At 59.2% G+C, this 6,204-nt stretch carries 5 protein-coding genes; all 5 read left to right on the top strand.

The annotated features are described in order from the left end of the window. The first annotated feature begins 60 nt into the window (after positions 1-60). Positions 61-1,098: an STAS-like domain-containing protein gene (locus WCA53_RS14090; protein WP_423911227.1), complete on the top strand. Its 1,038-nt coding sequence runs from the start codon at positions 61-63 to the stop codon at positions 1,096-1,098. Positions 1,099-1,293: 195 nt separating this feature from the next. After that, positions 1,294-1,830 (top strand): carboxymuconolactone decarboxylase family protein, encoded by a 537-nt coding sequence (locus tag WCA53_RS14095; RefSeq protein WP_423911232.1) that lies wholly within the window; start codon positions 1,294-1,296, stop codon positions 1,828-1,830. Between the two features lie 210 nt (positions 1,831-2,040). Next, positions 2,041-3,030, top strand: a complete 990-nt coding sequence (locus tag WCA53_RS14100) for a zinc-dependent alcohol dehydrogenase family protein (protein ID WP_423911235.1) — start codon at positions 2,041-2,043, stop codon at positions 3,028-3,030. A 365-nt stretch (positions 3,031-3,395) separates the two neighbouring features. Then, on the top strand, positions 3,396-5,879 hold the full coding sequence (aceB, locus tag WCA53_RS14105) for a malate synthase A (protein ID WP_423911237.1): 2,484 nt from the start codon (positions 3,396-3,398) through the stop codon (positions 5,877-5,879). A 34-nt stretch (positions 5,880-5,913) separates the two neighbouring features. Then, positions 5,914-6,177 (top strand): MoaD/ThiS family protein, encoded by a 264-nt coding sequence (locus tag WCA53_RS14110; protein ID WP_423911239.1) that lies wholly within the window; start codon positions 5,914-5,916, stop codon positions 6,175-6,177. Positions 6,178-6,204: the final 27 nt, after the last annotated feature.

A 6,204-nucleotide genomic window follows, 5' to 3' on the forward strand; every position in this document is an offset into this window, starting at 1 on the left:
GTCTCGTTCTATGTCAACATGACAGCACGCATGTTGACATAGAGGAGATGCAATCTTTCCATGACTCCAATCGACCACCTTAAAAAACTTGACCCTGAAATCAGCCGTCTTCTATGGGCCAACGATGGCAAAGAAGCCAGCTTGAGTCATATAGTGCAAGAGCGTCGTGGTATCTCCAGGCAAGCTGCCAACGGGCTTCTCTCACGAATGGTGCTCTCAGGGTTGCTGAGTGAGGGAGCGGGAAAGCGACCCAAGACCTACAATCAGCCGCTGCTCGCGTCTCTCACTAAAGAATATCCGATCGATACGATCGAAGAGCATGTAGTCTGGGTCGAGGATTTTCGACCTGGCTTCGCGGAGTTCATGGGACAAAGTGCGCTGCAGATCTGGGACTACGGATTTACAGAGATGCTCAACAACGCGATTGAGCATTCGCAGGGGACGCTCGTCACCGTCCGTGCACATGTCTACCCCGGCGGTACGGCGTGTTGGATTCAAGACGACGGCGAGGGCATTTTCAAGCGTATTACGCGGCTTTGTAAGCTGGCCGACGAGCGGCAGGCGATTCTGGAACTGGCCAAGGGAAAACTCACTACTGACCCGGAGAACCACACTGGCGAGGGTGTCTTTTTCTCATCGCGTGCATTCGACCGATTTTATATTTCGGCGGGAGGCCTGGTGTTTGATCACACGGACGGAGAAGACGACTACCTTTTCGAACGCGAGCAGTCTCATCCAGGGACATGGGTCATGATGGCGCACGGCAACCACACCGAGCGAGTGCTGAAGGATGTATTCGACGAATTTGCTGAAGCCGACGAATACACATTCAGCAAAACTGTGGTTCCGGTGCGGCTAGCAAGAATGGGCGCCGAAAGTCTGGTATCCCGATCACAAGCCCAGCGGCTTCTCGCACGAGTCGATCGCTTCAAGGTGGTTCTGTTCGATTTCCGCGATGTAGAGACAATCGGGCAGGCCTTTGCCGACGAAATTTTTCGCGTGTATGCGAAGGGACATCCTGAAGTAGAGTTGCTGCCAATTCACGCAAGCGTCCAGGTGCAGCAGATGATCTCCCGTGCTACAGCGCCGAGACTGTAGTGGGTCTACGCCAGCCCGCGGGCACTGGCATTTGCCTGCGGCTTCGCGGAATGGATGTCGCTTCTGGACTTTCGACCTTGAGACGCCTGGACATAAATCCGAGCCTTCCCGGCATTCAACAATAGACGCGGACTACCTAAACTGACTCCCATGCCATAAGACATGGCTAGCTAAATAATCCTTAAGGAGTCGATTATGTCCCGCCTTTCTACTATCGCCCCGGAAGCCGCTACCGGCGCAACCGCTGAACTTTTCGCCAAGATCAAAAAGGCCGCCGGCAAGGTGCCGAACGCTTACGCAACCATCGGCACGCATAGCCCGGAAGCACTCGGCGCGATGCTCGCTACGGACGCCGTCATCGCGAGCGGTACGCTCTCCAAGGCTGACATCGAAACGATCAAGCTCGCCGTCAGCGAAGTGGCGGGCTGCGACTACTGTATCGCGGCCCATACGTTGATGGGCAAGTTCGCGGGCTTGTCGCCCGAAGGGATGAAGCAGATTCGCGCAGGGGATCCGACTGGCGACGCGAAGCGCGATGCGTTGGTGCGCTTCGTCCGCACCCTTGTTGATACGCGTGGCACCGTGCCCGCAGCGGAACTCGGCGCTGTACGCGAAGCCGGTTACACGGAGCATCAGGTGATTGAAGTGTGTCTCGCGGTGGCGTCGATTACGTTCACCAACCTCGTGAATCGAGTGAACGATACAACGCTGGATTTTCCGGCCGTTGCGTAACGCACTCCGGCGTTGAGCTCCAGCCGATCGCTGTGCTTAAGCCACGTAAATGAGGTGCACGTGTCGAGATTTTGGTTCACCCTATCCAATTGATCGATGTGTGACACCAAGCCCGATCGCGTTGATTAAGGTCAGTCGCGATCGGGTTGCATGGAGTGGGGAGTCGAGTGACACGGGAGCGCGGTGGTCGCGGCCGGAAGGAGGTTAGCCATGTTTGCGATGGTGTTCGACGGCAGCGATCCGACGCTGCGTGAAATGACCTTGCCCGACCCGGTCGCGGGGCCGGGGCAACTGTTGATCGAGGTGAGTGCCTGTGGCGTGTGCCGCACCGATCTCCATGTCGTTGACGGTGAGCTTTCCGATCCAAAGCGGCCTGTGATTCCGGGTCACGAGATCGTCGGTCGGGTGGCGGCACTGGGTGACGGCGTTTCTGGCTTTTCGCTCGGTGAACGCGTTGGCGTACCGTGGCTTGGACGCACGTGCGGACACTGTCCATTTTGCCTGTCAGATCGCGAAAATCTTTGCGACGATCCGCATTTTACCGGTTACACACTCGATGGCGGCTATGCGCAACGCACGGTTGTCGACAGCAACTATTGCCTGCACTTGCCCGAGCGATACTCGGATGTCCAAGCCGCGCCGTTGTTGTGCGCAGGCTTGATTGGCTATCGGACGCTCGCTATGGCGGGCGACGCGAAACGGGTTGGCATCTACGGATTTGGCGCAGCGGCGCACCTTGTCGCGCAGATTGCGCGGCATCAGGGCCGCCGCGTCTACGCGTTCACGCGCGCGGGCGATACGGACGCGCAGGCGTTGGCGATGAGTCTCGGCGCATGCTGGGCCGGCAGCAGCAGCGAGACGCCGCCGGATCAACTCGACGCAGCGCTCTTGTTCGCGCCTGTCGGCGCATTGGTCCCTGCGGCGCTGCAGGCGGTAACGAAAGGCGGCGTCGTAGTATGTGGGGGCATTCACATGAGCGATATTCCGTCGTTTCCGTATTCCTTTCTGTGGGGTGAACGGCGGGTTGTGTCGGTGGCCAATCTCACGCGCGAGGACGGGCGCACTTTCATGCGCATCGCCGATGAATGTCACCTCGACGTGTCCACCACGCTCTACCCGCTCAGGGACGCCAACCGCGCGCTCGCCGACTTGCGCGCCGGGAAGGTTCACGGCGCCGCTGTACTCGAAGTTCGACATTGATGCATTGCCCCACTACCGAGCTTTCGCATCAATGGGAGATCAGGGACCGGTACGGTCATCGATTCGAACATGCTGCGCGTGGCGCCACCCATGACGGGTTCCTGCCAACGCGGGTGACCGTACGCGCCCATCACCACGAGGTCGACGCCAGGCGTGATAGCGCTGTGAGTGGGGCAGATGAGCCTAGCCCGTCTGGATTCACTCACCGTGAATGAAACCCCAGGCCCACGTATTGTGCGGAAATCGGCAACGTGATGTTTCCTTTTCACGCTTGAACATTTCCGCTATAGCGTCGATATTTAGGGCCAACCGCCGCACGCTGAGCCAGCCGGTCGGGAACACACAAACACTTTGTGGAGTTCAGGTTGGCCAAGACAATTTGTGCGAGTTGCATCGTCGAAAGCGATGCGGTGGAATCATTCCCTGATGTACTGTCGACTGAGGCCGTGGCGTTCATCGCGGCGCTGCATTGCGAATTCGAGCAATCGCGCCAACACATTCTTGACTACCGTAAGGAGCGCTCCGACCATCGGCTACAGGGAGGCAGCTTCGAATTCCTCCCGAGCACTGCAGGCATACGCAACGATCCGGACTGGCGTGTACGCGCGGCCCCCAACGATCTGGTCGACCGGCGCGTGGAGATTGCCGGTCCGGCGGAGAACCCGAAGATCGTTATCAATGCGCTCAACGCTCATGCACAGGTGTGGGTGGCCGATCTGGAAGACGCGATGTCGCCCACCTGGCACAACGCCTTGGCGAGCCAGCGCAACCTGATGGCGGCGGTCAAAGGGGATATTGCATACGTCGACCCGCGAGGCAGGCATTACAGGCTTCAAGGCAGCACGACGGCGATCGTGGTCAGGCCCCGCGGCTGGCATTTGCCCGAGCAGCATGTGCGTGTTGATGGATGCGCCGTATCGGCTAGTCTGGTCGATTTCGGCCTGTATTTTTTTCATTGCGCCCGCAGGCAACTCGAACGCGGCAGCGGCCCTTATTTCTATTTGCCCAAGCTGGAGAACCACCTCGACGCGAAACTGTGGAACAACGTATTCGAATTCGCTCAGGACTGGATCGGCATCCCACGGGGCAGCATCCGGGCGACGGTGCTTATCGAGCATATCGGTGCTGCTTTCGAAATGGACGAAATACTCCATGCTCTCGGCCCTCATGCCGCCGGACTGACGGCCGGACGCTGGGACTATCTGTTCAGCATTGCGAAGGAGTTCAGGCGGCGGCGGGACTTTGTTTTCCCCGATCGGGCGGAACTGACGATGGGCCTGCCGTTCATGCGCGCTTATACCGGGCTTCTGATTCGCACCTGCCATCGGCGCGGCACGCACGCCCTGGGCGGCGTCGCCACCCAGATTCCGGACCGGCACGACACGCAAGCGCAAAACCGTGCGGTCGAAGCCGTGCGCCGCGACAAGGAGCGCGAGGCTGTCGAGGGTTTCGACGGCACCTGGGTCGTTCACCCGGATCTGGTCCCGGCGTGTCACGCCGCATTCGACCGCGTCCTTTCCGGGCGAGCGCATCAGATCGGCCACCACTCGCACGGCATGGTCGAGATAACGGCGGCGGACCTGATGGCCGCCGATCGGCTCGACGGCCCGATTACCGCTCATGGTCTGCAATCCAATATCGCGGTGTCGATCCGCTATCTGGAAGCGTGGTTGCGTGGTCACGGGTCGGTCCGGCTGTTCGGCCTCATGGAGGGAGCCGCGACCGTCGAGATCGCCCGGTCGCAGATCTGGCAGTGGCTTCACCACGGCGTGCGACTACACGATGGGCGCACGGTGACACGCGAACTGGTGCACGCCATGGTTGCTGGCGAGATAGATCGATATCGCGCGGAATCAACGGAAACGTTGACCGGACACGACATGGAACGGGCCAGGGCTTTGTTCGAGGAAGTGGCCATGCGCGAGGACTTTCCTGAGTTCATGACCCTCCCGGGCTATGTCCGGTTGTGCCCGCCAGCCGTGCTTGATACAGACGCCGCCCAATCGATATCGGCGCGCGAAACCACGTTGGCGCTTACCTGCAGCAGCGGCATGTTTACGCATTTGCAACTCAAGCCGCGCGTTGTGTTTTCCTTCGGTTTCATGGGCTGGTCGGCGTGGTTGATCGAGCACGCCGTCTCGCATGCGGCGTTGATCCGGGACCACACGACCGGGTTCGTTCCCATCGGCCTTGAGATAGCTTATCTGCAGCCATCGACATTCTTTGACTGCGAGTCGCTAAGTGTCACCACGCGGATCAGGACCTGGAACCCGAAACGATTCCACAGCCTGCAGGACGTGGACGTGCTGCTCGCGAATGAACATGGCGCGCCGGTCGCTCGCGTGTCAATGCAGGAAGTGTGCGTTCGGATCGAGTCGATCAAAACACTTGCGGCAGCGCCGGGACGCGTGCCCGACGATATCGCTAAGCTGTTGCTCGACTGTCCCGAAGATATTGACAAGCGTCCCGTGCTGCTCAATCGCGGAGTCAAAAGAGTGCCGGAGAACGCTGAAGCCATTGCTGAGTACCGGCACGAGTTTGTCGTCCATCGCCACGGATGCGAAGTAGCCGACCAATGGTATTCCGAGCACGTATGCGATTACATCGGCGATAGTCGCGAGGCCATGGTGTTCCTGCTCGCGGACAAACATCCGGAACTGCTCGCGGGTCTGGCCCAGCGGATAGAGCGTCTGAGTATCGGTTTGCGCCGGCCCTTCACGCTCTTCGACCGTGGGCAGGTCGTGACTACGGCCTATCGCGTGGGAGTCGAGATTCATTTTGTCCATCAGTTGCTCACCGCATCCGGTGTCGACGCCGGCGATGCGGCCGAAGTGTTCCTGTCGCCGTGACATCGACGCATATCGACGCAAGAAGAGGTTGACCATGATTTTTCTATTCTCGGGATCTTTGCTCAGGTACGTGGGTTATCGGCGTCAGATTATTTTTGAAGCAAACACGCTCGATATTGCCCTGCGTGGATTGTTCGCCGACCATCCGGAACTAGAAGGATTACTGATGAATCGGGATAAGACGCTGAAACGTACGATACGCTTGGCGATCAACAACGAAGTGGTTCACAGCGATCTGGACCGGCCGCTTTCCGCAGGCGATACGGTCGAGATCATGACCGCTATCTCCGGCGGTTAAACAATCTGCCGCAGTGACGGCCAACGA

It is taken from the genome of Caballeronia sp., assembly GCF_049581465.1.
Classification (GTDB): domain Bacteria; phylum Pseudomonadota; class Gammaproteobacteria; order Burkholderiales; family Burkholderiaceae; genus Caballeronia.

Bases quoted from the DNA above. Each gene is read 5' to 3' on its own strand.
- WCA53_RS14100 (WP_423911235.1), top strand. From the start codon at position 2,041: ATGTTTGCGATGGTGTTCGACGGCAGCGATCCGACGCTGCGTGAAATG.
- WCA53_RS14095 (WP_423911232.1), top strand. From the start codon at position 1,294: ATGTCCCGCCTTTCTACTATCGCCCCGGAAGCCGCTACCGGCGCAACC.
- WCA53_RS14090 (WP_423911227.1), top strand. From the start codon at position 61: ATGACTCCAATCGACCACCTTAAAAAACTTGACCCTGAAATCAGCCGT.
- WCA53_RS14110 (WP_423911239.1), top strand. From the start codon at position 5,914: ATGATTTTTCTATTCTCGGGATCTTTGCTCAGGTACGTGGGTTATCGG.